The organism is Runella limosa DSM 17973 (assembly GCF_000482465.1).
GTDB lineage: Bacteria > Bacteroidota > Bacteroidia > Cytophagales > Spirosomataceae > Runella > Runella limosa.
This window is the reverse complement of sequence record NZ_KI519429.1, coordinates 64,841-89,839: the sequence shown is the minus strand read 5'-3', so window position 1 is coordinate 89,839 and position 24,999 is coordinate 64,841. Positions and strand designations below refer to the sequence as shown.

General features: G+C 44.1%; 25 protein-coding genes. 16 read left to right on the top strand and 9 right to left on the bottom strand.

Annotation, left to right across the window (positions count from 1 at the left end; genetic code table 11):
- The first annotated feature begins 20 nt into the window (after window positions 1–20).
- The gene (gene glmS / locus K339_RS0129085; protein ID WP_028526744.1) at window positions 21–1,859 is read left to right on the top strand and encodes a glutamine--fructose-6-phosphate transaminase (isomerizing); all 1,839 of its coding nucleotides are present in this window, start codon (window positions 21–23) and stop codon (window positions 1,857–1,859) included.
- Window positions 1,860–1,894: 35 nt separating this feature from the next.
- Here the strand turns inward: glmS and K339_RS0129080 are convergent, their stop codons facing one another.
- The 4 genes from K339_RS0129080 to K339_RS0129065 form a co-directional block, all read right to left on the bottom strand.
- The gene (locus K339_RS0129080) at window positions 1,895–2,524 is read right to left on the bottom strand and encodes a pyridoxamine 5'-phosphate oxidase family protein (protein ID WP_028526743.1); all 630 of its coding nucleotides are present in this window, start codon (window positions 2,522–2,524) and stop codon (window positions 1,895–1,897) included.
- Window positions 2,525–2,532: 8 nt separating this feature from the next.
- Window positions 2,533–2,706 (bottom strand): hypothetical protein, encoded by a 174-nt coding sequence (locus K339_RS37345; RefSeq protein WP_157607781.1) that lies wholly within the window; start codon window positions 2,704–2,706, stop codon window positions 2,533–2,535.
- Window positions 2,707–2,773: 67 nt separating this feature from the next.
- Window positions 2,774–3,304 (bottom strand): TetR/AcrR family transcriptional regulator, encoded by a 531-nt coding sequence (locus K339_RS0129070; protein ID WP_037302198.1) that lies wholly within the window; start codon window positions 3,302–3,304, stop codon window positions 2,774–2,776.
- A gap of 121 nt (window positions 3,305–3,425) precedes the next feature.
- Window positions 3,426–4,631 carry an enolase C-terminal domain-like protein gene (locus tag K339_RS0129065; RefSeq protein WP_028526741.1) on the bottom strand — a complete coding sequence of 402 codons (1,206 nt, stop codon included), beginning with the start codon at window positions 4,629–4,631 and terminating at the stop codon, window positions 3,426–3,428.
- 173 nt (window positions 4,632–4,804) lie between these two features.
- Here K339_RS0129065 and K339_RS0129060 point away from each other — a divergent pair, with 173 nt between their 5' ends.
- From K339_RS0129060 to K339_RS0129000, 13 genes are all read left to right on the top strand, one after another.
- A complete protein-coding gene (locus tag K339_RS0129060) occupies window positions 4,805–5,968 on the top strand; it encodes a 1-deoxy-D-xylulose-5-phosphate reductoisomerase (protein WP_028526740.1) in 1,164 nt (387 codons plus the stop codon).
- 5 nt (window positions 5,969–5,973) lie between these two features.
- The gene (locus K339_RS0129055) at window positions 5,974–6,564 is read left to right on the top strand and encodes a Uma2 family endonuclease (RefSeq protein ID WP_037302197.1); all 591 of its coding nucleotides are present in this window, start codon (window positions 5,974–5,976) and stop codon (window positions 6,562–6,564) included.
- Window positions 6,565–6,608: 44 nt separating this feature from the next.
- Window positions 6,609–7,916 carry an RIP metalloprotease RseP gene (rseP, locus tag K339_RS0129050; protein WP_028526738.1) on the top strand — a complete coding sequence of 436 codons (1,308 nt, stop codon included), beginning with the start codon at window positions 6,609–6,611 and terminating at the stop codon, window positions 7,914–7,916.
- Window position 7,917: 1 nt separating this feature from the next.
- Window positions 7,918–8,463: a DUF6702 family protein gene (locus K339_RS0129045; protein ID WP_051398332.1), complete on the top strand. Its 546-nt coding sequence runs from the start codon at window positions 7,918–7,920 to the stop codon at window positions 8,461–8,463.
- Window positions 8,464–8,535: 72 nt separating this feature from the next.
- A complete protein-coding gene (gene rpmI / locus K339_RS0129040) occupies window positions 8,536–8,730 on the top strand; it encodes a 50S ribosomal protein L35 (RefSeq protein ID WP_028526736.1) in 195 nt (64 codons plus the stop codon).
- 93 nt (window positions 8,731–8,823) lie between these two features.
- Complete coding sequence (rplT, locus tag K339_RS0129035; RefSeq protein ID WP_028526735.1) at window positions 8,824–9,168, top strand: 50S ribosomal protein L20; 345 nt, start codon at window positions 8,824–8,826, stop codon at window positions 9,166–9,168.
- Between the two features lie 142 nt (window positions 9,169–9,310).
- Window positions 9,311–9,757, top strand: coding sequence for an HYC_CC_PP family protein (locus K339_RS36340; RefSeq protein ID WP_169731913.1), 447 nt, complete (start codon window positions 9,311–9,313; stop codon window positions 9,755–9,757).
- A gap of 25 nt (window positions 9,758–9,782) precedes the next feature.
- Window positions 9,783–10,403: a helix-turn-helix domain-containing protein gene (locus K339_RS0129025; protein WP_229598845.1), complete on the top strand. Its 621-nt coding sequence runs from the start codon at window positions 9,783–9,785 to the stop codon at window positions 10,401–10,403.
- A gap of 4 nt (window positions 10,404–10,407) precedes the next feature.
- Window positions 10,408–12,657: a TonB-dependent receptor gene (locus K339_RS0129020; RefSeq protein ID WP_037302240.1), complete on the top strand. Its 2,250-nt coding sequence runs from the start codon at window positions 10,408–10,410 to the stop codon at window positions 12,655–12,657.
- 91 nt (window positions 12,658–12,748) lie between these two features.
- Entirely contained in the window at window positions 12,749–13,105 is a 357-nt protein-coding gene (locus K339_RS0129015) for a heavy-metal-associated domain-containing protein (protein WP_028526732.1), read from the top strand.
- Window positions 13,106–13,271: 166 nt separating this feature from the next.
- A complete protein-coding gene (locus K339_RS0129010) occupies window positions 13,272–14,450 on the top strand; it encodes an ATP-binding protein (RefSeq protein ID WP_028526731.1) in 1,179 nt (392 codons plus the stop codon).
- A complete protein-coding gene (locus tag K339_RS0129005) occupies window positions 14,443–16,437 on the top strand; it encodes an ATP-binding protein (protein ID WP_028526730.1) in 1,995 nt (664 codons plus the stop codon). The genes K339_RS0129010 and K339_RS0129005 overlap by 8 nt, the downstream gene beginning before the upstream one ends.
- 9 nt (window positions 16,438–16,446) lie before the next feature.
- Window positions 16,447–16,971, top strand: coding sequence for a YfiT family bacillithiol transferase (locus tag K339_RS0129000; protein ID WP_037302195.1), 525 nt, complete (start codon window positions 16,447–16,449; stop codon window positions 16,969–16,971).
- Window positions 16,972–17,043: 72 nt separating this feature from the next.
- Here the strand turns inward: K339_RS0129000 and K339_RS0128995 are convergent, their stop codons facing one another.
- Entirely contained in the window at window positions 17,044–19,506 is a 2,463-nt protein-coding gene (locus tag K339_RS0128995; RefSeq protein ID WP_028526728.1) for an alpha/beta hydrolase-fold protein, read from the bottom strand.
- A gap of 147 nt (window positions 19,507–19,653) precedes the next feature.
- Here K339_RS0128995 and K339_RS0128990 point away from each other — a divergent pair, with 147 nt between their 5' ends.
- Entirely contained in the window at window positions 19,654–19,845 is a 192-nt protein-coding gene (locus tag K339_RS0128990) for a cold-shock protein (RefSeq protein ID WP_028526727.1), read from the top strand.
- Window positions 19,846–19,929: 84 nt separating this feature from the next.
- Here the strand turns inward: K339_RS0128990 and K339_RS0128985 are convergent, their stop codons facing one another.
- Genes K339_RS0128985 through K339_RS0128970 form a run of 4 tightly spaced genes read right to left on the bottom strand, consistent with a single transcriptional unit; the run spans window position 19,930 to window position 24,368 of the window.
- Window positions 19,930–20,754 carry a ZIP family metal transporter gene (locus K339_RS0128985; RefSeq protein ID WP_028526726.1) on the bottom strand — a complete coding sequence of 275 codons (825 nt, stop codon included), beginning with the start codon at window positions 20,752–20,754 and terminating at the stop codon, window positions 19,930–19,932.
- Window positions 20,755–20,811: 57 nt separating this feature from the next.
- A complete protein-coding gene (locus tag K339_RS35210) occupies window positions 20,812–22,353 on the bottom strand; it encodes an arylsulfatase (RefSeq protein ID WP_051398329.1) in 1,542 nt (513 codons plus the stop codon).
- Between the two features lies 1 nt (window position 22,354).
- On the bottom strand, window positions 22,355–23,248 hold the full coding sequence (locus tag K339_RS0128975) for an SMP-30/gluconolactonase/LRE family protein (protein WP_028526725.1): 894 nt from the start codon (window positions 23,246–23,248) through the stop codon (window positions 22,355–22,357).
- A 46-nt stretch (window positions 23,249–23,294) separates the two neighbouring features.
- Window positions 23,295–24,368 (bottom strand): CaiB/BaiF CoA transferase family protein, encoded by a 1,074-nt coding sequence (locus tag K339_RS0128970; RefSeq protein ID WP_028526724.1) that lies wholly within the window; start codon window positions 24,366–24,368, stop codon window positions 23,295–23,297.
- Window positions 24,369–24,423: 55 nt separating this feature from the next.
- Here K339_RS0128970 and K339_RS0128965 point away from each other — a divergent pair, with 55 nt between their 5' ends.
- Window positions 24,424–24,981, top strand: coding sequence for a hypothetical protein (locus K339_RS0128965; protein ID WP_028526723.1), 558 nt, complete (start codon window positions 24,424–24,426; stop codon window positions 24,979–24,981).
- Window positions 24,982–24,999: the final 18 nt, after the last annotated feature.

Below are 24,999 nucleotides of genomic sequence, written 5' to 3'. Positions count from 1 at the left end.
CACCTTAAACATCAATCTGTATGTGTGGAATCGTAGCATACGTCGGACATCAAGAAGCCTGTCCCATCATTATTAAAGGCTTAAAACGACTGGAATACCGTGGGTACGACAGTGCAGGAATCGCGCTTTTGAACAAAGACGGTTTGAATATTTATAAAAAGAAAGGCAAGGTCGTTGCGCTGGAAGAGGAGTTAAAATCAAAAGATACGGCGGCTTGCATTGGCATTGGGCATACACGCTGGGCCACGCACGGCGAACCCAACGACCGAAACGCGCACCCGCATTATTCGAACCACAAAAAATTGGCGATTATCCACAACGGAATCATTGAAAACTACGCCACCATTAAACAAAAATTGCTGCAAAAAGGGCACGAGTTTCGCTCCGAAACCGATTCGGAGGTGCTAATTCATTTTATAGAAGATATTCAGTCGGAAGTGAATTGCACGCTCCTAGAGGCCGTACGCTTGGCCTTGCAAGAAGTGGTAGGAGCTTATGCCATTGTGGTGATGACGGAAGACGAGCCCAGTCAACTGATTGCTGCTCGTAAAAGTAGTCCTTTGGTGATTGGGGTAGGAGAGGATGAGTTTTTCTTTGCCTCTGACGCGACGCCAATCATTGAATATACCAAAGATGTCGTGTATTTGGACGATAACCAAATTGCGTTGGTGCGTAATAATGAGCTAAAAATTGTCAATCTCGAAAACGAACGACAACTGCCTTACGTCCAGAAACTTGAGATGGAACTAGAAGCCATTGAAAAGGGCGGCTATGACCATTTTATGTTGAAAGAAATTTTCGAGCAACCGCGTTCGATTGCGGACAGTATGCGCGGACGCGTAAACAGCGAAGAAGGTAGCTTACAACTGGGCGGTTTGAGCGAGTACATGGGAAAATTGGCCGACGCCAAGCGAATCATCATCGTAGGCTGTGGTACATCGTGGCACGCGGGACTGGTGGCCGAATATGTTTTTGAAGAGCTTGCCCGCATTCCCGTAGAAGTAGAATATGCGTCGGAGTTTCGGTACCGAAACCCGATTATTCGTGAGAAAGACTTTGTAATTGCGATTTCGCAGTCGGGCGAAACGGCCGATACCTTGGCGGCGATTCAGTTGGCCAAATCCAAAGGAGCCACTATTTTTGGGGTGTGCAACGTCGTTGGTTCGTCGATTGCGCGCGAAACCCACGCAGGAGCTTATACCCACGCAGGTCCTGAAATTGGGGTAGCAAGTACCAAAGCATTTACGGCCCAAGTAACAGTACTTACGCAAATGGCGATTGCGGTGGCCAAAAAAAGAGGCACAATTTCGGAGGGGCTGTATCGTCAGTTGTTGATTGAACTGGAAAACATTCCGCGTAAGGTAGAGCAAGTGTTGAAGGCCGCCGACAAAATCAAGGAGATAGCTTTTATCTTTACCTACGCCCGCAATTTTATTTATTTAGGACGCGGCCTAAACTTTCCTGTGGCGCTAGAAGGAGCGTTGAAACTCAAAGAAATCTCGTACATCCACGCGGAGGGCTACCCAGCGGCCGAAATGAAACACGGCCCGATTGCGCTCATCGACGAAGACATGCCTGTGGTGTTTATCGCTACCAAAGACAGCTCGTACGAAAAAGTGGTGTCGAACATTCAAGAAGTAAAAGCGCGGAAAGGTCGTGTCATTGCGATTGTGACCGAAGGAGATTCATTGATTCATAGCATGGTGGATTTTGTGATTGAAATCCCCAAAACGCACGAAATCTTGATGCCGCTTTTGTCGTCGATTCCGTTGCAATTACTGTCGTATTACATCGCGGTCATGCGCGGCCGCAACGTGGACCAACCCCGTAACTTGGCTAAATCGGTGACGGTGGAGTAAAAAACTATTAATTGGGGGCATTGGGTTGTCCCCAATTAATTTTTAATATGTTGACCCAACTTCTCTTTTAGCTCGGCAATTTCGGCTTCTAAATTTTTAATGTGTTCGTATTGAGGTTTTAACACTTCTTCTATTTCCTCAACCGTAAATCGTGGAGTAATATGCTGTGGACAATTCCAATCGTAAGCTTCCACCTGGAAAACCATCATACGCTCGGGACGAAATTTATACCCTTCCAAATCAAGCAAATGGTGTAAGTCGGGGTTGTCTTTCAACTCCACTACCTCGGCGGTTGCATAGATTTTCAAGCGTCTTTTGTTAGGATAATCGACCAGAAATAGTGATACTTTATTATTGGTAGCCAGATTGCCCACCGTAATGTATTGCATATTGCCTTTGAAGTCAATAAAGCCTAGCCGATTGGCATCCAATACTTTTAAAAAGCCTTTTGGCCCTCCTCGGTGTTGGATATAGGGAAACCCATTTTCGCCAGAAGTAGCCATGTAGAAACTATCACGTTGGGCAATGAAACTTTGCTCAAATTTGCTCATGCCGTCGTAAGTCGTTTGGGCTTCCATACGAGCATAAGTGGCACGGCTACCCACTTTTTCTTGTAGTTTTTTGGCCGCCGAGCTAAAACCAATTTCTGCGAAATTCTTTGCCATGATTTCTATTATTTATCGGTTTGTTCGGTTTCGTATTGGGCCAAAACCCGATCCCATAGTGTATCACCACACTCGTCCTGAATCACTACTTCGCCGTCTTCATTAAGCAGCACTTGTTTGGGCTGAGTAGCTAATAAAGTTGCCAAGCCCAATTTTTTGAAGGTTGTTTCTTTCGTTTCCATTGTTTTCGTTTTTAAAAGGTTATGTTTTTAAGTACAGACCAGTCTGTCTATTGACGGTCAAAAAAAATCAAATTAATTGCTCGACGATTCTACGGGTTGTTTCAAGCGTCCATTTGTCTTTGAAGACCTTGCTACTTGCCAAAGCTCCTTCAAAAAGAATGTATAATTCATCCGCCAAATTTTCTTTATTGATTGGTTCAAGCATTTCGACGAATAACTGACGAATTTTATTTTTATGACCTTGAATCAATGCAAGTACATCTTCGTTGGATTGGGGAATCTCAGCGGCAATGTTTAAAAATTGGCAACCGTTGAAGCTCGTTTCATTGGAAAAGGTGAGCAAAGAATCAAAAACACCCAACACTTTGTCTCTTGGCGTCTGTTTTTGCTCAACTATACTACGAAAAACCTCGATTGAGCTTTCGGAAGTATTTTGCAAGTATTTCTTTAGAATGTCGATTTTCGAGGGGAAATGAGCGTACAAACTGGCTTTGGCAACACCTGCTTCGGCAATAATTTGGTTGATTCCCGTCGAATTGTAGCCTTGTTCGTAAAATAATCGTGCGGCTGTATTCTCAATATTTTTCTTGGTGTCCATTGTTATCGTTCATTAACACAACAAAAGTAACACTATTTTTTATAAATCATACAGACTTGTCTGTTTTTGTGAAAATATTTTTTATCCGAATTGTTAAATCTGTATAAATGGTAAAGTTGCTTTAGACCATCTTCAGCAATTTCATTCCAAAACCAGGAGCTTTGGGTGGAATAAACTCGCTGTTAACAATTTTATAAAGGCTAAAATCAACGTCCTCACAAGTACATGGTACTCCTTCGATGGTGACGGTATTCCCCAATGCCCCTGTCAAATGAGCCGTATAGAATGATTTTAACTGCTCACCAAACGCGTGAGGAGAAGCCAAAATGCCCATTTTTTGAAGCTCAGGCATGATTTTGCGCCAAGGCGTAAAGCCGTAGCCCATGATGTCGGTGATGTGAACATCAATCAGTTTTTGTTCTTCAAGTTCGCGCAGAAGTTGTTGATTTGGATTGGCTTCGCCATCGGCCAACAGTGTTTTAACGTTGTTGGCTTTCAACCAGTCTTTTAACTTTCGGTAATCTGCCACGGTTTCGGCAAAGGGTTCTTCAAACCAAAACAGCGGAATCCCATCAATGCCTTTTAGATATGCGATGGCCATGTCGGCCGTGTACCCATCGTTGGCATCGACCAGAATATCGCAATCGGGAAATGTTTTATGAACAAGCTTCGTCACCTCGATGTCGCGTTGAAGCCCTTCTTGTTTGGGCATCCAAATATTGCCGCGCCCAATTTTTAGTTTGAACTGCCGATAGCCCAATTTATAATCTGCATTGCAATTGGCAATGATGTTGTCGAGTCCGTTGGGCAACGTAGTCACAGGGCCTTCTTTGGGTTCGAGCTCATCAAAATAAATCATGCCGCTGTAGCACTTGGTTGTAATCGGCTTTTTCCGCCCCATCAATTCATAGACAGGTTTGTTGAGGATGACCCCTGCCAAATCGTGCAGTGGCACATCAAAAGGTAAGGCTTGAGGGTCGGTAACGCCCAACTTTGGTTCAAAAACTTCCGAAACACGTTTCCCTTTCAAATACGCAATGGTTTCATCGCTTCGACGACCGTGCATTCCCCAACCTTTGGCTCCTTGGTCGGTGGTAAGTACACAGACATTTACTTTGGGGCCATATCCGTGAATATCTCGTCGGGCGTTTTTACCCACAAAACGAGGCCATTTTAGCTGGACTTGCGTATAGGCAATTTCCGCAATTTTGTGCGATGACAAATCCGCAATTTGGGGGTCAAAGTGCCCAAATTCTGCGGCGTTAGAAATAAGCGGAGTGCTCAAGGCCATCATGGCGCTCTGGTGAAGAAAGTTTCTGCGTTTCATGTAGGTAAAGGACGTGGTAGGATAACAGGTTGAATCACTGGTATTTCTAGGATAAACAATTTGCGCTCTTGATTCTACTCATACGAGATAGGCAGTAAATAAAATCGATGTTTGTCTCTTACCCTAAAAGCCAAAAGAATGTGTAATTTTGCCCGTGAATAGTTGTCCATTACATGAAGTTTCCCCAAAAACACATAGCCATTCTTGGCTCAACGGGCTCGATTGGAACCCAAGCACTCGACGTAGTAGCGGCTCATCCAGAGTCGTTTACGGTCGAAATCCTTACCGCTCAAAACAACGCTGAACTGCTGATTGAGCAAGCCGCAACGTTTCGTCCCAATGTGGTTGTCATTGCCAATGAATTGCTATACGACAAAGTCTTTGACGCCCTCGACCCGCTTGGGATTCAGGTCTATGCAGGAGCGAAGGCCATTGCCGATGTTGTCCAAATGGACTCTATCGACACCGTTTTAACCTCTATGGTGGGGTATTCGGGACTGATTCCGACTGTAAAAGCGATTGAAGCAGGGAAACAAATTGCCTTGGCCAATAAAGAAACGTTGGTGGTGGCGGGAGAATTGGTGACGGCTTTAGCGCGCGAAAAAGGGGTAAATATCTACCCCGTTGACTCCGAACATTCGGCCATCTTTCAGTGCATTGTGGGAGAATTTCATAACCCCATCGAAAAAATATTGCTGACCGCTTCGGGTGGGCCATTTCGAGGCAAAACCCGCGATGAGCTTTTACACGTCACCAAAGCGCAAGCGTTGAAACACCCCAACTGGAGCATGGGGGCTAAGATTACGATTGATTCGGCGTCGTTGATGAACAAAGGATTAGAGGTAATCGAAGCTAAATGGCTATTTGGACTAGAAGCATCGCAAATCGAAGTAGTGGTGCATCCCCAAAGCATTATCCATTCAATGGTGCAGTTTGAAGATGGAAGCATCAAAGCCCAAATGGGATTACCTGATATGCGCCTTCCGATTCAGTTTGCCCTCACCTACCCGCATCGCTTGAAGGCCGATTTTCCTCGCTTCAACTTTGCTCAGTATCCGTCTCTCACATTTGAGCAACCCGACTTAAAAACTTTTCGTAATTTGCGATTCGCTTTCGATGCCCTCGAACGTGGTGGAAACATGGCCTGCATTGTGAATGCAGCCAATGAAGTGGCAGTAGCAGCGTTTTTACAAGATAAAGTAGGTTTTCTGCAAATGTCAGACCTTATCGAAACTTGTATGAACACCGTAGCGTTTATTCAACAACCAACCCTCGACGATTATATCGAAACCGACACTGAAACACGCCGTGTAGCCGAAAGTTTACTGTCAAAATAGCGACTATGTCCCAAGTACTGAACATACCCACCATGGATACCATGAACGACGATGAGTTCTTCGCTTTTTGCGAGGCAAATCGTCGCAATGGAATGCACTTTGAGCGGGACAAATACGGAAGAATCATTTTTATGTCACCTACTGGAAGCATTGGAGGCTCGCGCGATTTAGACATCGCGATTGAAATTGGCTACTGGGCCAAACAGAATAAAATGGGAATCGCTTTTGGCCCTGCAACAGGTTTTACCCTCCCTGACAAATCCATCAAGTCGCCTGACGTGGCTTGGATACGTCGCGAGCGATGGGAACAAGTTCCTTCGGCTTTACGGAAAAAATTCGCCCCTATCTGTCCTGATTTTGTGGTAGAAGTCATTTCAGAATCAGACACTTGGTCGGAGCATGTTGATAAAATGAAGGAGTGGGTTGCCAACGGTTGCCAATTGGGTTGGTTGATTGACCCCAATGAGAAAACATACATGATTTTTAGCCCTCAAAATACCAATCCTGAAAAACAACCGTTTGGTGTTATCGACGGGGGAAAGGTCTTAGAAGGATTAGAAATCGACCTAACAACGGTTTTTCAAAATATTGATTAATGACTAACTAAACGTGTGCTTGCACACATACTTAAACTCAGAGAATGGAAATTTTAGTAATGGTAGGACAGTTGATTTTAGGACTGTCGATTTTAGTAGGTTTACACGAATGGGGGCATCTGATCACCGCAAAGATGTTCGGAATGCGAGTTGAAAAGTATTTCATTGGGTTTCCGCCTAAAATATGGTCTATCCAACGCGGAGAAACCGAATATGGTTTTGGTGCAGTGCCACTGGGTGGTTTTGTTAAAATCTCAGGAATGGTGGACGAGTCGTTGGACACCAAAAACCTGACGGCAGAGCCCGAACCGTGGGAGTTTCGCGCCAAACCCGCTTGGCAGCGTTTGATTGTGATGCTGGGCGGAATCATTGTGAATGTCATTACGGGAATTATCATTTTTGTGGCCATTACGTATTCGGAAGGATATGACTACATCGCGACCAAAGATGTAAAATACGGAATCGTTGCGCACAAGTTAGGCCAAGAAATCGGGCTACGTACGGGCGATAAAATCGTGGCCATCAATGGAAAACCATTTGATGATTTTGCCGAAGTTCGTAAAGTGTTTTTGGAGTCGAACAGCTACTACACGGTAGAGCGTAATGGGGAAAAAGTGGATATTTATGTGCCGAATAATTTCATCGAGAAGATTTCGGACAAGAAAAATGCGGGTGAGTTTATTGACCCCATTTATCCTTTCTCGATTAGAGAAGTGACGCCTGGGATGCCTGCGTCTAAATCAGGACTATTAGCAGGTGATAAAATTGTAAAGGTAAATAACCAGCCTATCCAGTTTTACCACGAAATCAGAGACGCACTGTCCAATCTGAAAAGCAAAAAAGCAGTGTTGGAAATTGACCGTAAAGGAAAAATCGTAACGCTTAACGTGGACGTACCCGAAGAAGGAAAAATTGGCTTTGCCCCAGAATTGGGACTTAAAACTACCCACATCGACTACTCTTTCGGTGAGTCAATTGCGATTGGAACTCAAAAAGCATTCAGCGTCGTGACCGACAACATTCGTGGATTTGGCAAAATCTTCCGTGGTGAAGTATCTGCCTCTAAGGCATTGAGCGGGCCGATTGGTATTGCCCAAATGTTCGGTGGAATTTGGGATTGGGGTCGTTTTTGGTTTCTCACGGGCTTGCTGTCGATGGTATTGGCATTTATGAATATTTTGCCCATTCCAGCCCTTGATGGTGGCCACTCGGTTTTGTTGATTTATGAAATGGTGACAGGCCACAAGCCATCAGATAGATTCTTAGAAGCTGCTCAAAAAGTAGGAATGGTAATTCTCCTTGGATTGATGGTTTTCGCTTTTGGAAACGATATTTTTAAACTCTTCCGTTAGTATGAGTTTAGTAACTAACTCACGTAAAGGTGCGAAGACGGAAACGTTCTTTGCACCTTTGCGTCTTTGCGTGATTCTCTTTTTGTGCCTTAGCTCTTTTGGTTTTTCAAAGCACGATTTCCATACCAGCATTACCCGAATGGACTATAACGCCAAAGAAAAGTCGTTTGAGGTGAGTATTCGGGTGTTTACGGATGATTTGGAAAGTGTGCTGTCCAAAGAAAATGGCGGTCAAAAATTCACGGTGGTTAACAACGATAAGAATGACCCCTTTGTCGAAAAATACATTCGGAAACATTTTGCGATTGTGACTACTGCCAAACAAAAAAAGCCGTATTCGTACATCGGAAAAGAACAAGAGGCGGACGCTACGTGGATCTATGTAGAAATCCCTTGTTCTGAGGCTATTGCGGGTTTTTCATTGCAAAATAGCATCATGCTTGATTTTTTTGACGACCAAGTGAATCTCGTTAACTTCAACTACCAAGGCCAGAAGAAATCGTATATCTTTAAAAACGAAGATAAAGTTCTGCCGCTCGGATTGTAATATTCGACAAAGGTTCGTACCTTTGCACCCCAAATTTTTTACTTTTTTTAACTACTTTAAAAGTCTGGTATCATGCCAAAAGTTAAAACCAATTCAGGTGCCAAGAAGCGTTTTAAAATGACTGGCACTGGTAAAATTAAGCGTAAGCACGCTTTCCATAGCCATATTTTGACTAAGAAATCAACAAAACGTAAGCGTGGCCTTGTAGGCTTCACTGTTGTTGATGACACAAATATGGATCGCATCCGTTTGATGCTTAAGTTCTAATTAGTGCGCAAGCACAGGTTCATTGTTTCACCCGATTGTTGGTTTACAAAGTGCTTAAAATAAGCCACCAACCGTCAAAAAACTAACAAAACTATGCCACGTTCGGTAAACCACGTTGCGTCGCGGGCTCGTCGCAAAAAAGTATTAAAATTAGCCAAAGGTTACTACGGCCGTCGTAAAAACGTATGGACAGTAGCCAAAAACGCCGTTGAGCGCGGTCTTAACTACGCTTATGTAGGTCGTAAACAAAAGAAAAGAAATTTCCGTGCCTTGTGGATTCAGCGTATCAACGCTGCGGCTCGTCAAGAAGGATTGTCTTATTCTGCATTGATGGGTAAAGTTCACGCGGCTGGTGTTGAGCTAAACCGTAAAGTACTTGCTGACCTTGCAATGAATCACCCTGAGGCGTTCAAGGCAGTAGTAGAAAAAGTAAAATAATTGGGAAAAGCGGTGCTAAGTGTACCTCTTTTTTGAGAAAGGTGGCGAATTCGTTTTCGTCACCTTTTTTATTTTGAACATTTGTCCGAACTTTTTAGCCCAAAGAAATGTTTCGACCTTAATTACAGCGCTATCTGCTTATATGAAATTAATGTTCCGCCGCTTTCTTGCCTTTTTTATGGCACTTGTCGTTCTAACGGCAAGCACGGGTTTTGGCGTGGTTGAACATCATTGTATTCTGAGAGGAAAATCGCTGCATTTAGCTGCCCTTAGCAAACAAAAATGCGGCAGCTGTGCTACGACAAAAGAGTCCACTACTCCTGCTGGACAAACGATTATCAAAAAAAGAACTTGCTGCGAAGACCAACAACGCTACGAAAATGTAGAGGTAGCGTCGTCGGTGACACAATGGGTCGCTAAGTTGTTAAAGGCAACGGCTGACTGGGCTGTTGAGACGTTTGTAGCGGTCTTCAAAGTTGTATTTGAATTTTTCTTGCCCACTTCGGCGGGTTCTTCTTCTGTTTATTCATTCACTTCTTTGTTTCACGGGCGAAGTATGCTTTCGTTCGTCCAATCCTTCTTGATTTAGAATTTCCTTGGCATGACTGTCGTTCATGTCAACGCATTTTTGGGGAATTTTAAGTCAAAATCCAATGGTATTTTACGTCAAAAACATGGTTTGTGACCGTTGTAAAATGGTAGTAAACCAGCTCTTTTCTCAAGCTACCTTTCAAGTTCAGCAAGTAACACTGGGCGAAGTGACTGTGTCCGAACCATTTGCCCCTGCGCAAGTGGATGCAGTAGCCACTACACTCAAAGAGTACGGTTTTGAACTCCTTGAAGATAAGCGCTTGCGAGTCATCGAAAAAATCAAAACGTTGGTATTAGAACTCGTTCGTTCGTCTTCGGAAGGCTTGAAAGTAAACGTTTCAGACTATTTAGCCGCGCAGCTTCATCGCGACTACAACGGTCTTAGCACGCTTTTTTCCGCTCATGAAGGGATTACAATCGAACAATACATCATTCGTCAGAAAATCGAGCGAGCGAAAGAGTTATTGGCGTATGATGAATTGACTCTCAGCCAAATAGCCGACGAACTTCATTACAGTAGCGTGGGTCATTTATCGAATCAGTTTAAGAAAATCACGGGCATGACGCCTAGTCAATTCAAAAACGCTGATTCGAAGGGCCGTCAACCATTGGATGCTGTTGGATACCATGTTAACGCAAATTAAACAGATGAAAATAAGTAATTTAAACATATATCTAATCCTTCTAAGCTGTTTGCTTGGGGGGAGATTGCAGGCTCAGCGCGTCACGGGGACGATTTACGAGCGCAACGAAACGGGGAAAAAATCGACCTTAGTAGGAGTAAACGTTTTTTGGGGAGGAACATCCTTAGGAACAATCACGGACAGCTTAGGGAAATTTGACATTGCCCGCTCTGCCAAAACCAACCGCTTAATCATCAGCTACATTGGCTACAAAACTGATACGATAAAGGTATTGGCGGAAAGTAATTTCGACGTCATAATGAAGCCCGAAGGGCAGTTGGGGGAAGTAGTAGTACGAGGAACTTCGTCGCAAATCGACCGTTTGAACCCCATTCAAACCGAAATCATTACGACCAAAGCCCTTGCCAAAGCCGCTTGTTGTAACTTATCGGAAAGTTTTGAAACCAACGCTTCGGTGTCGGTGAGTTTGAGCGACGGCGTGACGGGGGCCAAACAAATTCAGTTTTTGGGATTAGGAGGGCAATACGTGCAAACCAACGTCGAAAACATTCCGAATATCCGTGGCTTGGGCACGACCTTCGGGCTAAACTACATCCCAGGAACGTGGATACAAAGCATTGACATTGGCAAAGGTGCAGGCTCAGTCGTCAATGGCTATGAAAGTTTGACGGGGGCGATTAATGTGGAGTTGGTGAAGCCCGACGCTCGCGAGAAACTGTATTTTAATGCGTACGTCAACAATTTTGGCCGTGGAGAGGTGAATTTCAACGTCAATAAAAAACTCAATGAGCGTTGGTCAACGGGCATCCTTTCGCACGCAAGTACGCTTCAAACGCGGGTGGATAACAACGGAGACGGGTTTCTGGACATGCCCCTTTACACGCAGCTCAATGCCGTTAATCGTTGGCAGTATAAAAGTGACAAAATGATGGCGCAGTTTGGGGTAAAAGCCCTTTATGAAAACCGTTTGGGAGGTCAAGTAGGGTTTCGTGAAAATATGCGCGGAACGTCGCAGGCGTACGGTTTTGGCAATACAACTAGGCGCGTGGAGTTTTTCTCCAAAACGGCTAAAATGTACCAAGACAAGCCGTATAAAGGATTGGGTTTTATCGTAAACGGATTAAACCACACGAGCGATTCGTACTTTGGATTTTCTAATTATAATGCTCGCCAACAAACCCTGTATGCCAATCTGATATACCAGTCGATTATTGATAACACCAATCATAAATTTACGACGGGCTTGAGTTATTTGTTGGACGACTACAACGAAACCTACAAAGACATTCACCGTATGCGGACGGAGTCGGTACCTGGGGCGTTTTTTGAATATACCTATAATTACCTTGATAAACTGACGCTTGTGGCAGGCATTCGGGCTGATGCGCACAACCTTTTTGGGGCGTTTGTCACGCCGCGTATGCACCTTCGCTGGCAGCCGTTTGAACATACGACCCTTCGGGTATCAGCAGGAAGGGGGCAGCGTACGCCGAACGCGCTGGCTGAAAACTACGGCTATTTGGTGAGCCAACGGTGGGTGCGTTTTGTGGACGAGCTACGACCTGAAATTTCGTGGAATTATGGTGCAAGTTTGACCCAAACCTTCCACTTGTTTGAAAAACACTGGGATGTGGTTCTGGATTATTATCGAACTGATTTTCAAAACCAATTGGTGGTTGATACCGACCACGCTGATGATTTGGCGGCGCATTTGTATTTTTATAACCTCAAGGGTAAATCGTTCTCGAATAGCTTTCAAGCGGAGCTAAACGGTTTATTATCAAAGCGTACCGAAATAAAATTGGCATACCGTTTGTTTGATGTTTGGCAAACCATGGGGCAGCCCGTCAACGATGTTCGCCTGATGGCCCGTATGATGATACCGCGCGACAGGGTACTGTTCAACATCGGTTACACTTTGCCTTATGATAAATGGAAAGCCGACTTAACGGTGCAGTGGAACGGGAAAGCCCGCATCAATGACCCGTTGCAATCGTTGGAAGCGACCTTGGATAAGAAGTCAATGCCGATTCTTTATTCGCAAGCTTACACCAACGTAAACGCTCAAGTATCTCGGGCATTTCGGAAGTTTGAGGTGTATTTGGGTGGAGAAAATTTGCTCAATTTTAAACAACCCAATCCCATTATCAACGCTCAAGACCCGTTTGGCAAATACTTTGATGCGGGGCAAGTGTGGGGCCCAATCGTAGGACGAATGGTATATGCGGGCATACGAATAAAAGTAAAAGACTAAACCAACTCATAGTTCACCAACGTACATATCAACCCCTCTTGTACGTTTTATCACTAAAAAACTCCCCATCGGGGCTGGGGGCTTTAAACCAATGAAACAACTAACATTCCTTTTTGTGCTCGTACTGGGAGTAGTATTCAGCACAGTAGCTAGTAAGCCTGGCAAAGAAAAAGAAGTAAAAATTAAGACGTCGGCCGTGTGTGACATGTGCAAAGAACGCATTGAGAAAAATTTGACCTTGAGCAAAGGGGTCAGCGAAGCGGTTTTAAATCTGGATGACAAAGTGGTGACTATCAAGTATAACCCTAAAAAAACGGACGAGGCCGCGCTTCGTAAGGTAATTACGGATACGGGCTACGATGCTGACAGCCAAATGTGTAGCAAAACTGCCCACGACAAACTACCTGAATGCTGTCAAAAAGGAAACGAAGCACACGGTCATCATTAATTTCAAAATTGAAGACGAGGAAGGGAGCATTTTTGCTCCCTTTTTTTGTTGAATCGTGAAGAGGGTTGCTCACAACCCGACGAGTCTGTTCTGCAATAAAAAAAATGCAGGAAAGTTTTGCAATAAAAATATTGCAGAATATTTTTGCAATAAAAAAAATGCAGAGATGAAGCTAAGTATTGGAAAAACAGCAACTGGAGACAATTTTTTTCAACGAGATAAGGTAATCGCGGAAATCTACGAAGCCCTTGAAGAAGGGCAAAATCTTCTACTTTCTGCTCCAAGAAGGGTTGGTAAAACCTCAATTATTCATTACATCAAAGACAACCCTTCGGAAGATTACTATTGCGTTTATGTAGATACGGAAGACGTGAGCGATAGCCAAACTTTTTTCAAAGTGTTATTAAAAGCCATCTTTGATATTGAAAATAAGAGCCGCTTTTTAAAAACAATTGAGAAGGCAGGCAAAAAACTTAAAGGCTTTTTTAGTAGTATCGAAAATGTTGAAATTGGTGGAGTCAAGATAGATTTTAATGATAAATCAGACGAAAAGATTGATTACTACGAAAAATTCAAAGATTTTCTTGAAAAAGTGGATTTAGATAACCGCACCATCTTACTGATGGTAGATGAATTTCCCGTAACCATTGAACACATTCGAGATGAACAAGGAGAGCAAGCGGCTCGGAATTTCTTGAAGCAAAATCGTGCTATTCGCCAAAATGACAAATACAATCAAAAAATAAAGTTCATTTATACTGGCTCAATTGGGCTCCTCTCGGTGGTTAAGAAACTAAACGCAACTGCCGATGTTAATGATATTCAAACCTATAAACTACGCCCACTTCCACTCAGGGATGCCTTAGACTTAGCACGAGTATTGCTCAAAAGTTATCAAATCGAAACCTCGGAAGACGTTTTGGTTTATTTATTAAAGGAAAAAATAGAATGGCTCATTCCGTTTCATATTCAGTTAGCAATCAAAGAAATACGAGATTTATACCGTATTGAGGAGCGCGAAGTAAACCAATCGTTTATTGATCAAGCATTCAATGAGCTCATACTAAACGGGAGCATTTATCTTGAGCATTATCGGGGACGTTTGAGTCAAGTCTTTAATCGAAACGAGTTGGCATTAGTCCACGAATTACTAAAGAAACTTACTGAAGCTGTATCTGTTTCGGAATTAGAACTTTATGATTTAGCAGTAAAACATCAATTGGAAGATTCATTTAAAAATATTTTGCTCACCCTCGAATACGACGGCTACATTGCCGAAGCCAACGAGAAACAGTGGCGATTTTACTCTCCAATCTTAAAAAAATGGTGGTCAAAAAATGTCTGATAAAAAGCTCAAATACCTATTTAATCCCCCTCAAAAAGAGCCGCAACAACTCATTGCTGAGTTTGTAGTAAGAACAGCCATTTTTAAACAAATCTTTGCGGATATTCAAGAGGATTTAATGCAACATCCGTCGCAGCATTATATGATTTTGGGGCAAAGAGGTATGGGTAAAACTACGCTTTTATTACGCCTTAAATATGCAGTATTGGAGGATGAACAACTCAGTAAGTGGCTTCTTCCTGTTCTATTTAATGAAGAGCAGTATTCGATGCCTGATTTGGCAGCATTTTTTGAGCATATCGCTAAAATTTTAGCCGAAGATTATACCGCTTATCAAACACTTTTGGGTGAAATGCGGACGCATGAATTTGAAACCGATTATGACCAAAAAGCCTTTGAAGTTTTGGTGAATTATTTGCAAAAAAATCAACAAAAAATCATTGTTTTTCATGACAATTTTGGACAGTTTTTAGAGAAAATTGGCAAAACAGCTACGCACCGCCTCCGAAATATCCTGATGAATTCACCCTACCTGCGATTGGTAGGGGCATCTGCCACCTTGCTCGAACATACGTTTGATTACAAAGAGCCATTTTTTGACTTCTTTTATCAGATTCGGCTCAAAGGTATGACCACTGACGAGACCATTACACTTTTTGAAAAATTGGCCGAAAACGAAGGAAGAAGCGAGTCATTTCAAGAAATGATTGCGACGGGGCGTGCGCGAATTGAAGTGATGAGAAAATTATCTGGTGGGGTGATACGCACAATGGTGATGCTCTTTGATGTCTTTATGGACAACGAAAAACAGGACAGTTTCAAGGACTTAGAGATGATTCTTGATCGCGTAACGCCGCTCTATAAACACCGCATGGACGACCTCAAACCGCAGCAGCAACTCCTAGTAGATGCCGTGGCACGGGCGTGGGATGCCGTAACCGTAAGCGAGATTGCCGAATTGGCTCGCTCAGAAAGACAAGGGTTAAAAACTAACCAAATATCGGCTCAACTCAAACAATTGGTTGATAACCAGATTATTGAAATAGAACCACGTGCTAAGGGACGAAATCATCTTTATCGCCTGCAAGAACGATTTTTCAATATTTGGTACCTCATGCGCTACTCCACTCGTCAAGATAAACAACGGGTGATTTGGTTTGTGAAATTTCTGGAAGGCTGGTGCGATACCAACGATTTGAAAGAACTCTTTGAACGTTTTGAGAATAATCTGGAAAAAGGAACGTATGAACTGAATACTGTTTTTGATAGGGCGTTGGCTTATTCGATGGTGGAGAATGGGAATCTGTATGAAGAAAAAATAAAAATATTGAATAAATCAATTACATATTTACAACAAAAAAATGCAAATACAAGTGAAATAAAAAGTTTGACAGATCAACTTTTCCATATAACAAAAATAGGGGTTGCTAATACTTTTAAACTACCCAAAAGACGACTTGAAAATATAATAAATAAATTAAATAGTGAGATAAAAACTACTATATCCAAAAACAATATTGAGAAATACTTGAGGTATATTGAAGCTCAAAAAGCGATTGAGACTTCTCTATCAAATGATTTAGAGGATATAATGGCTAATAATCAACTACTCCCTTTACAACAAATAGAGGAAATTATAGGAAAATATTCATCAGCGGCACAATTAATGGAGTTTCTATATATAGTATTAAAATCTAATGCGGATCAATTATTGCCCATTTTTGACCTCCAAAATTCAAAAACACAATCTTTTATTTTTGTGCTTTTTGTTGTTTTTCTACTTTACAAAAAGCAATACCATACAGCATATAATCTATTTGAAGAAACCCCCGAATTAAAAGATCGTCTAAAACCCATTTATTTCCTTACAATGGAGTATCTCAAAGATGAGTATCCCAACGAATACCTAAAAGCGGGGTCAGAAATGCAAGAAACGATTGAAGAATTGAAAGAACGCGTAAAATGGTTTGAAGAAAATTTAAAATAATACACACTCATGGACATTCAATCACTCCAATTTCCGATTGGGAAATGGTCGCCCAAAGGAGACTACACCGCTGAAGAAATACAAGAACGCCTGACAACGCTGAAGACCATTCCTGCGGAGTATCGGGCGTTGACTGAACAACTTTCGCACGACGATTTGCAAAAACAATACCGCGAAGGAAGTTGGACCATTCAGCAGTTGATTCACCACGTGGCAGACATGCACTTGTTACATTACATCCGTTTTAAGCACGCCTTGACTGAAGATAGTCCCAACGGCGTCGTGGCCAAAATTGATGCGTGGGCAACGATGGAAGAAGCCAAAACGGCTCCTATCGGTTTCTCTTTGCAAATGATTGAAGGAACCCACGCCCGCTGGACGAATTTGATGGAACAAATGTCGGAAGATGATTTTCAAAAGGGGTATTACCACCCGCTTCGCCAAATCAACATCAAGTTGATTGATGCTTTGGACATGGGCGCGTGGCACGCCAAACACCATTTGGCGCACATCAAGATTGCGTTGGGGAAATAAACCAAATAAATGGCCACAAACAAGAGCTACTACATAGTAGCCGCCTGTTTGTGGCCAAATTCGATGATTTCTTTACGGCACTTTTACCACATCGGTTGGAGAAAATTGCCATTGGTTGTCAAAAAATCCCGCCATTTTAACGCCTTTTGTGCCTTCTTTGAGCATGGCAGCGCTGAAAATAAAATAGTCGGGGAAGCCTCTTCCGCCCGTAAAATACTGGTTCGATTCGGTTGCCATCATCCCTGCCAAACCCGTACCTGTGACGGCTGCTACTGAGGCTAGGGGACTGTCAGGACGAGGGTAAATAAAGTATCCGCCTAGGTCGTCGCCCGCGAGGGTTTCGTTGCCAACTTTCATGCTGCCTTTTTGAACCTGAATCGGACATTGACCCAATACTAAATTCCAAGCACTGTTGGTAGTAGCATTGCCAAAAACAACCACACCACGGTCGGCATAGGTTGCCAACGAAAACTCTTTGTCCGAAATCACATCTACCGCGCCATTGCCACGGTAATACCAAGTTTCAGCGTCGTAACGTGCTTTGTTATAAGCCCATTCGTTTTCTTCTTTGCTACCTGTTGTTCCATACACAAAGACCATCCGATGGTTGAAAGCCGTTTTGAACGTCCCGTTGCGGTGCGCTCCTTTTTGCTGAATCGACGGTTTTTCGGTGGCTTCCCATTTGTCTTTTTTTGCAAAATACAAAGGTTGGTTGTTCAACTGGAAAGTGCCCGTAATTTCCTGATTGTCAATTTTTAGCTTAAAAGACTGATTCGCCAAAAACGCCGAAGGATGCACCGTAAGGGTTTGTACGTTGTCGGTGGTAATGGCCAGCGTCTTCTCGTTCAGCATTCGTTTTGCCTGAATTCGGCTGTATTGCAACGGACGAATTTGTTGTTCCACCCCAATCCAATGGTAGTGCGAAGAAATAGCAGGGTTTGCGGTGGTAAAATCTAAGACGTCAGCGTCTTCGGCTTTTTTTGAACGGTGCCATTTGAAATAATCAAAAAGCGGTGCCCAATCCACACTGTGGTCGCCGTACCAGTGCGAGCCATTGGGGTATTCATAGTACGAAAAATCGTTGTGAAAAGCGCCCAAGGTGTTGCGCATCGTGCGAGCGTATTCTACCGAAACAGTGCGGTCGGCGTCGCCGTGGAGGATGTAAATACCGCTGGCTTTGTAGTTTTGGGCCAAGGCCATGACGTTGCTTGGGTTACTGGCACGGAGTAACAATTGCTCAACTGGATTGGTGCTGTTTTCTGGAATTTTGCCATCGGCCGAGCCGTAGCCCATCAGGGTTGGATAACCCGCACAAGGGGCAATCCCCGCCCATTTGCCAGGAAAAGTAGCTCCCAAATACCACGTTCCGTGGCCGCCCATGGAGTGGCCTGTCAGGTAAATCTTTTGTGGATGAGGCTGAAATTTTTTCTCCGCAATCGCCAATACTTCCAACGCGTCTAAGCGTCCCCAGTCTTCCCAGTTGAATCCGCGTGGGCGGCGGTTGGTGGGGGCTACGAGCGTTCCCCATTCTTTGGGTTTATAGGCGCGTGCTTGCCCAATGGCCTCTACACCCGCTCCGTGTACCGAGAGGAACAAGGCTGAGGTATCCGTTTTTTCTCCTTTTTGGGGCGCTACTCCGTAGTATTGCACACTCCCGTCAATGCCACTAACGAAGGTTTGACTGTAATGCTCTTTGTTGTTAACTGCTTGTAAAGTAAGGGTTTTGGTGTCAACTACTTTGCCATTTTGGAGTACAGAGACCTCACAAGTGCCGTCACCGCGTTGCGTAACGGCACTGGCATCTATTTTAAAACCAACTTTACGTGAATTGAGGGAAGTAATGGTTGGAAGGTCAGTAGTTATTTCTTTACCTTGTACCAACGCCTTGATTTTTAGTCCCGTAAGTGGTTTTTCAGTGGCATTAAAAAGAACAATTCCTCCCCAAATCGGCTCGCTATTTTCTCCCAAAACCACGTGGGGGAGGGTAATGTCGGGAAGGCTTAGAGAAATGGGTTTTTCGGGAAAAACCAATCTGGCAGAAATGCCTTGGAAGCGTCCGCCCATACCGACGCGCACTATCAACTCGTTTAGTCCTTTTTTAATTTTTACGGGGCTATACATATACTCATAGCGGTTGGCATCGCCTCCGCGCGGAATGCCGTTAAAATACAGCCCCGCATGACCCGCCACGTTGAGGAGTGCCACCGTTTCTTTGGGCGATTGGTAGGTCAAATAAACGTAACCATTGGACATGGCCGCGTGGCGAAAACGTTTGGCAGTGTCAGCCGTTATTTTTTGCCATTTTAGCTCCTGCCCTTTGTCATTGGTGAGTAAAACGGCGCCTTCGGCGGGTTTAACAAAGGTTTTTTGGATGAGTTGGTAGGTAAGTTGGTCGGTGTAAATGGCTTCGCGACCGTATTGGTGGCAAGGGCCAACTACCAACCCTTCGGTGAATGGATGCGTGGTTTGGGCGTGAAGATTATTAAGAAAAATAAGGCAGAAAGTACTAATAAAAAGGTAAAGACAAGCTCTCATATATAATGGTGGTTTTATTTTTTTTAAAGGTAAACAAAATAATTTTGGACACAGGCTGAAAAATACTTACCAAAAGAAAAAGGAATAAATTAGGTATATCCAATGTATATTCTTACCTTTGAGAATCAATACTTTAAAGATAATACAATGCAAGAAGGAACAGTTAAGTTTTTTAATGACACCAAAGGATTTGGTTTTATTACTCCATCCAATGGTGGCGCAGACATTTTTGTACACGTATCAGGCCTTGCTGATGATATTCGTGAAAATGACAATGTGTCTTTTGATGTGGAAAATGGTAAAAAAGGTCTAAATGCGGTTAACGTTAAAGTTATCTAATTTTAATCATATAAATCATTGAGTAAGAAGGCCGTCGCTATTGCAGCGACGGCCTTCTTTTTGTATGTATGAATACAAAATGGTTTAACCAAGGGCAACATCCAGGATCATCATGACCACAAAGCCACAGATGAAACCAAGCACAGAAATGTCGGTGTATTTGTCACGTTGGGTTTCGGGAATTACTTCTTCCACCACCACGTAAATCATGGCTCCTGCTGCAAACGCCAAGGCAAAAGGAAGAACAGGCTGGAGATAAATGACCGCGACAGCCCCCAAAACACCCGCTACGGGTTCAACAATGGCGGATAGTTGGCCATACCAAAAGCTTTTCCAGCGACTTACCCCGTGCCGACGAAGCGGCATGGCTACGGCAAATCCTTCGGGGAAGTTCTGAATCCCAATGCCAATCGCAAGCGTGATAGCCGCCGATAGCAAATGGTCGCCGCCGCTGATGGTAGCTGCGCCAAACAATACCCCCACCGCCAATCCTTCGGGAATGTTATGAAGGGTAATAGCCAACAGCAACAGCGTGGTTTTGTGCCATTGTGTTTTCATTCCTTCGCTCTCGTTTTCTCCAAAATTGATGTGTAAGTGAGGGGTAAATTTGTCTAAAAAATAGATAAACAGCGAGCCAAGTAGAAAACCCACGGCAGCGGGCATCCAAGGGACGCTGGGGAATAGTTTTTCAGATTGCTCAATGCTGGGTGCTAATAGTGACCAAAAACTGGCCGCGACCATGACGCCACCCGTAAAACCTAACATGGCATCGAGGACACTTCGGTGCATGGTTTTGAAGAAAAAAACCAAGGAGGCGCCAAGCGCCGTAACTGACCACGTAAATGTAGTGGCAATCAAAGCAGCGTAAACGGGGCCTATTTCGCGTAAAAATTGTTCTAACTGTTGCATAAAGGTTGGAAGGCTAACGGGAGATTATTCTCCTTTGGTGGCACCCACTTTGGCCGTCTATTCGCTGTACAAAACTTTTAATTCTTGTACTTTGGCAGGATGAGAGGTGGCAAGGTCGTAAAGTTCCGAACGGTCGTTTTCCATATCGTAAAGTTCCCATTTTTTGGTGTCTTTGGACCATACCAATTTCCATTTTCCTTGCCGAACGGCTCGACAGTCAAAGTGTTCCCACGCCAAATAAGGATGGGGAGTACGGGTTTTCCCTTCCAAAATAGGCACTAAACTCTTCCCTTCCAAAGGCTTGATTGAATTTTGCTGGTATTGGCTTGGGTAGGTTGCTTTTGCTAATTCCAAACAAGTGGGCATAATGTCCATAATATGACCTACTTGCTGCGTCTGAAATGGTTTTTTGACGAGCGCAGGATAATGCACAATCATGGGAGTAGCAATGCCACCCTCGTGCGTAAATTGTTTGTACATTCGAAAAGGCGTATTGCCTAAAGCTGCCCACTCTTTGCTGTATGTAGTGTAAGAACCTTTTTCACCCGCTTTTTTGGTCAACGATTCAGCATAAGCTTTTTCGCCGAGGTCGTGCTGGGCGCGGTCGTTGAGCACTTCGGCACAAGCGCCGTTGTCGGACAGAAAAACAATGACCGTATTGTCCCATTGCCCCGTGGCTTTGAGTTTGTCCATGATTTTTCCAATACCCGCATCCATGCGACTGACCATGGCAGCATAAGCCGCCATTTTTAAGTCCCATTGGTCTTTGTTGCTCACCGAAGACCAATCGGGAAGGTCGGCTTCTTTGGGTGAAAGGGCATATTTTTTGGGAAATACGCCCAACTGATATTGTTTCTTTAGGCGTTCAGCGCGGAGTGCATCCCAGCCTTTGAGGTAGCTACCACGGTATTGGGCGATGTCTTCTTCGGGGGCGTGAAGCGGCCAATGAGGCGCGGTGTAGGCAACGTAGAGAAAAAACGGTTGGTTGGAACCTTGATTTTGGTCAATGTAGCCAATGGCTTTGTCCAAAATGGCGTCGGTCAAATAAAACTTTTCGGGGATTTTGTACGGTTCGTTGTCTTCGAGCAAAATTCGCCCAGGGAGTACTTCGTAGTAACTGGTTGCTCTGCTAATAAGTCCAAAATAGCGGTCAAAACCGCGCTGCAAAGGCCAATCTGGACGTTCTTCACCCACATGCCATTTGCCCGACATATAGGTTTGATAACCTGCCGATTTGAGTAATTCGGCCATCGTTACAGTTTGTTTGCTCAACCAACCTTGGGTAGGTGTTTCTTTGGAGCGGTCTTTGACTTTGGTCACGACCATCGTCCCCATACCTGCTTGGTGCGGATACATGCCCGTCAGTAACGACGCTCGGCTTGGGCAGCAGCGGGCGGCGTTGTAAAACTGGGTGAATTTTACGCCTTTTGAAGCAAGTTTGTCGAGGTTAGGGGTCTTGATTTCGGCTCCGTAGCAGCCAATGTCACTAAAACCAAGGTCGTCGGCCATGATAATGACGAAGTTGGGACGCGAGGGTGTTTTTTGCCCCCAAGCGACACCCATTCCCAGCATTAAGACCGAAAAAATGAGCCTTTTCATGTTATTCAACTCCTTTGACTTGCATTTTGAGCGTATAAATAGATTCTGATGCGGTGACAAACAACACATTGCGGTTTTTGCCGCCAAAACAAACATTACCCACCCAGCCCGACGGAATCGGAATATTGCCTAGTTTTTTTCCCGTAGGGTCATAGACGGTTACGCCGCGCCCTGTGATGTACAAATTTCCTAGGTTGTCGAGCGTAATTCCGTCCGAGCCTTGTGCCACAAAAAGTTGGCGATTGGTGAGCGTTCCATCTTTGTTGATGTCGTATTTATAGGTTTTTTGGTCACGGATGTCGGCCACAAAAAGGTGTTTGCCATCGGGCGTTCCCACAATGCCGTTGGGTTGTTTCAGGTTATCATCCACCAAAATGGGCGTTTTTGCGCCTTTAGGCAAAAAATACACACTTTGTTTTTCTTGTTCAGGCTTTTTATGTTCCCAATAATCACGCGGATAAAAGGGGTCGGTGAAGTAAATTCCCCCTTTGGGCGTAATCCAGAGGTCGTTGGGGCCGTTGAGTTTTTTGCCCTGATAGCCCGAAAAAAGAACCGTTACTTCGCCTTTAGAGGAAATTTGCCACATTTCATTTTTTTCGTCGGCACAAGAAATGATATTTCCTTTTTTGTCAAAAAATAAGCCATTAGAACGCCCCGTTTTTTCCATGTACACACCCAAATTTCCTTCGGTGTCGTACTTCCAGATTTTGTCGTTGGGCTGATCGGTAAAGAAAATATTGCCTTTTTTATCAACGGCGGGTCCTTCAGTAAACTTAAATTGCTTAGAAATTTGCTGAAGGGTTGCGCCTGGTGCTATCAGTTGATTCACTTCCTCTTGCGCGTGGCTTACCAACGGTAAAAAGGCAAGGGCTAAAATTGCGATGGTATTTTTCATTCGGTTAATTGATTTGGTGTATAAGGACGCCCTACGGCAAAATCTACTATTTTAGCTCAAAAGCGACGGTTTTGACGCGTTTGCTGACGCTGCCATCGGCCTGTTTTTCTTCCAAAATCATCGCTTGCGCCGCTGGGACTTCAAACACTTCTTGCATGTTTCTGATGGAGGCCGCAGGAACGCCCGCTTTTTCCAATTGTGATAAAAGTTCTTGTGAATTCAGTTGACCGATGGCTTGTGCTAATGCCTCGTTCAAGGCGGTGCGGTTTTGAACCCGAGAAGCGTTCGTCGGATAAAGCGCTACTAACTCGTCGTGTTGTATCACTTGACATAGGTTCCTAAATTGCTTTTCAGTACCCACCGCCAACAAGATAACTTTTCCGTCTAGGCAAACGTAGGAGTCGCCGTAGGGGGCGATGTTGGGATGTTGGGTGCCCATGCGCTGCGGAATGTGATTCGCCATGAGCCAGTTGGTCGCTTGGTTGACGAGCGAAGCTACTGCCGATTCAAACAACGACGTAGAAACGTACGACCCTTGTCCTGTTTGATAACGTCGCAGAAGGGCTAACAATATTCCTTCCTTCAACTGGTGAGCAGCCAGAACGTCAATCAAAGCCACGGGCATTTTGACGGGAGGGCCTTCTTTTTCTCCATTCATAAACATAAAACCCGCCTCTGCTTGCAGCACTACGTCGAATGCTGGGCGCTCGCTGGTGTCGTCAAAGGCGTTAAGTTGGGCAAAAATTAGGTTGGGATGTCGTTGTGATAGAGTTTCGTAATCTACCCCCAATTTTTGTGCCACTGCCGTGCGGTAATTGCTAATGACAATGTCGGCGTCTTGGAGCAGTTCGTAGGCTTGCTGGCGGTCGGTGGTATCTTCCAAATCCAGAAAATATACCTGCTTGTTCCAATTGACGCTGGCATAGTAGGCTGAAGTAGCCAAAGCGGGGTTTTCGGAAGGGAGTTTCCACGAGCGAGTCATGTCACCCCCCGTTTTTTTATTTTCGATTTTGATGACGTTTGCGCCTAGTTCAGCGAAAAACATACCCACCGCAGGCCCCGCCAAAACACTGGCTAACTCTACGATTTTTAGCTGGTTAGTAAAAAATGATGAGGTCATACACAAATAGCTGCCTAAAAACGGCTAATTTTGCCGCGGCTAAAATTACTTATCAATGACAAACGAAGGTTACAATCCCGAAGAAATAAAATTACTACGGGAGGAATGCAAAGAAGAAGGCATGAACTTTGTTCATTGCGATGACGAAGACGAAAGCATGGCAGAAAATGACGAACTGGCTCACGTTCAGTTTGTTGGCGAATACAAAGGCCAAGAAGTCATTTATGATGCCATTATTTATACGTTACGCCTCCACCACAGCAGTTTGGTGTACGAGAAAGCCGTAGCGCAAGCTCAAAAAGTATTCCCAAAATACTTGCCGTTGGATGAACGTGGCCCAGGCTACAAAATCAAGCCCGAAGAGGAAGAAGAAGCAGAAGAGCTTATCACTGAGCTGATTGAGGCGATTGAAGAAGAAGAAGAAGTGAAAGTGAAAGAGCATTTGGAAATCGACACGGAATTTGAGTACGGCGTAGGACTAGATGCTTGCCTGAATGTAGAAGCAGTAACGGAAGAAGTCATTACTGATTTTGTGAATAACTTCAACAAAGGCACTCTCAAGCTCGATACAACGCTTTATTCGTTTCGTAACGACGAAGGAGACGAAGAGTAATTCTAAGAACTTCTTTGC

Excerpts from the sequence above, each read along its gene's own strand:
- rpmI (WP_028526736.1), top strand. The coding sequence starts at position 8,536 with ATGCCAAAAGTTAAAACCAATTCAGGTGCCAAGAAGCGTTTTAAAATG.
- K339_RS0128990 (WP_028526727.1), top strand. The coding sequence starts at position 19,654 with ATGCAAGAAGGAACAGTTAAGTTTTTTAATGACACCAAAGGATTTGGT.
- K339_RS0129020 (WP_037302240.1), top strand. The coding sequence starts at position 10,408 with ATGAAAATAAGTAATTTAAACATATATCTAATCCTTCTAAGCTGTTTG.
- K339_RS0129065 (WP_028526741.1), bottom strand. The coding sequence starts at position 4,631 with ATGAAACGCAGAAACTTTCTTCACCAGAGCGCCATGATGGCCTTGAGC.
- K339_RS0128970 (WP_028526724.1), bottom strand. The coding sequence starts at position 24,368 with ATGACCTCATCATTTTTTACTAACCAGCTAAAAATCGTAGAGTTAGCC.
- K339_RS0129010 (WP_028526731.1), top strand. The coding sequence starts at position 13,272 with ATGAAGCTAAGTATTGGAAAAACAGCAACTGGAGACAATTTTTTTCAA.
- K339_RS0128995 (WP_028526728.1), bottom strand. The coding sequence starts at position 19,506 with ATGAGAGCTTGTCTTTACCTTTTTATTAGTACTTTCTGCCTTATTTTT.
- K339_RS0129060 (WP_028526740.1), top strand. The coding sequence starts at position 4,805 with ATGAAGTTTCCCCAAAAACACATAGCCATTCTTGGCTCAACGGGCTCG.
- K339_RS0129045 (WP_051398332.1), top strand. The coding sequence starts at position 7,918 with ATGAGTTTAGTAACTAACTCACGTAAAGGTGCGAAGACGGAAACGTTC.
- rseP (WP_028526738.1), top strand. The coding sequence starts at position 6,609 with ATGGAAATTTTAGTAATGGTAGGACAGTTGATTTTAGGACTGTCGATT.
- K339_RS0129070 (WP_037302198.1), bottom strand. The coding sequence starts at position 3,304 with ATGGACACCAAGAAAAATATTGAGAATACAGCCGCACGATTATTTTAC.
- rplT (WP_028526735.1), top strand. The coding sequence starts at position 8,824 with ATGCCACGTTCGGTAAACCACGTTGCGTCGCGGGCTCGTCGCAAAAAA.
- K339_RS0128965 (WP_028526723.1), top strand. The coding sequence starts at position 24,424 with ATGACAAACGAAGGTTACAATCCCGAAGAAATAAAATTACTACGGGAG.
- K339_RS0128985 (WP_028526726.1), bottom strand. The coding sequence starts at position 20,754 with ATGCAACAGTTAGAACAATTTTTACGCGAAATAGGCCCCGTTTACGCT.
- K339_RS0129015 (WP_028526732.1), top strand. The coding sequence starts at position 12,749 with ATGAAACAACTAACATTCCTTTTTGTGCTCGTACTGGGAGTAGTATTC.
- glmS (WP_028526744.1), top strand. The coding sequence starts at position 21 with ATGTGTGGAATCGTAGCATACGTCGGACATCAAGAAGCCTGTCCCATC.
- K339_RS35210 (WP_051398329.1), bottom strand. The coding sequence starts at position 22,353 with ATGAAAAGGCTCATTTTTTCGGTCTTAATGCTGGGAATGGGTGTCGCT.
- K339_RS0129055 (WP_037302197.1), top strand. The coding sequence starts at position 5,974 with ATGTCCCAAGTACTGAACATACCCACCATGGATACCATGAACGACGAT.
- K339_RS0129000 (WP_037302195.1), top strand. The coding sequence starts at position 16,447 with ATGGACATTCAATCACTCCAATTTCCGATTGGGAAATGGTCGCCCAAA.
- K339_RS0128975 (WP_028526725.1), bottom strand. The coding sequence starts at position 23,248 with ATGAAAAATACCATCGCAATTTTAGCCCTTGCCTTTTTACCGTTGGTA.
- K339_RS0129005 (WP_028526730.1), top strand. The coding sequence starts at position 14,443 with ATGTCTGATAAAAAGCTCAAATACCTATTTAATCCCCCTCAAAAAGAG.
- K339_RS37345 (WP_157607781.1), bottom strand. The coding sequence starts at position 2,706 with ATGGAAACGAAAGAAACAACCTTCAAAAAATTGGGCTTGGCAACTTTA.
- K339_RS36340 (WP_169731913.1), top strand. The coding sequence starts at position 9,311 with ATGAAATTAATGTTCCGCCGCTTTCTTGCCTTTTTTATGGCACTTGTC.
- K339_RS0129025 (WP_229598845.1), top strand. The coding sequence starts at position 9,783 with ATGTCAACGCATTTTTGGGGAATTTTAAGTCAAAATCCAATGGTATTT.
- K339_RS0129080 (WP_028526743.1), bottom strand. The coding sequence starts at position 2,524 with ATGGCAAAGAATTTCGCAGAAATTGGTTTTAGCTCGGCGGCCAAAAAA.